This is a genomic window from Vibrio sp. 1288 (assembly GCF_033344475.1).
In genome coordinates this window covers 1-528 of sequence record NZ_JAWPOX010001085.1, presented here as the reverse complement: position 1 = coordinate 528, position 528 = coordinate 1, and the positions used below count along the sequence as shown (strand labels likewise).

General features: G+C 43.2%; 2 protein-coding genes. Both read left to right on the top strand.

Annotated elements, in window-relative coordinates:
* Positions 1-181 (top strand): ATP-binding protein (locus R8O11_RS31035; RefSeq protein ID WP_318195367.1); only part of this gene is annotated, 181 nt, incomplete at its 5' end.
* Positions 171-528, top strand: a 358-nt coding sequence (locus R8O11_RS31030) for a response regulator (protein WP_318195366.1), incomplete at its 3' end; no start/stop codon positions are given. The genes R8O11_RS31035 and R8O11_RS31030, both read left to right, overlap by 11 nt.

The following is a 528-nucleotide window of genomic DNA, read 5'->3' as shown; positions in this document are numbered from 1 at the left end:
GTTTGGTGAAGAGATTGTGCAGCGGATTTTTCAACCTTTTGTGTCGACAAAAGAAGTTGGTCTAGGGCTGGGGATGAATATTTGTAAGTCATTAATAGAAAAGCATAAAGGAAGTACCTACCTCGCTTCCTCATTAGAAAAAGGTGCGATGGTTGTGTTGGAGTTACCCAATGAGCAATAACCCATATTCAGTATTATTGGTCGATGATGATCAGGATGTTTTGGACTCTTATTCGTACTTGATGAACATATCATCAATCAAGTCAAAAGCCATTAACGACCCAACACAAGCGCTGCAATATGTCTCTCCAGAGTGGGCGGGCGTTGTTATTCTCGATATGTACATGCCGCAAATGCATGGATTAGAACTGCTTCGGATGATCAAAAACGTCGATGAGCGAATCCCTGTCATTGTGATCACTGGGCACGGGGATATTCCAATGGCGGTTGATGCAGTAAAGCAGGGCGCGTGTGAGTTTTTAGAAAAACCGATCAATCCTGCGGAGCTCTTAACACTAGTAAAACAGC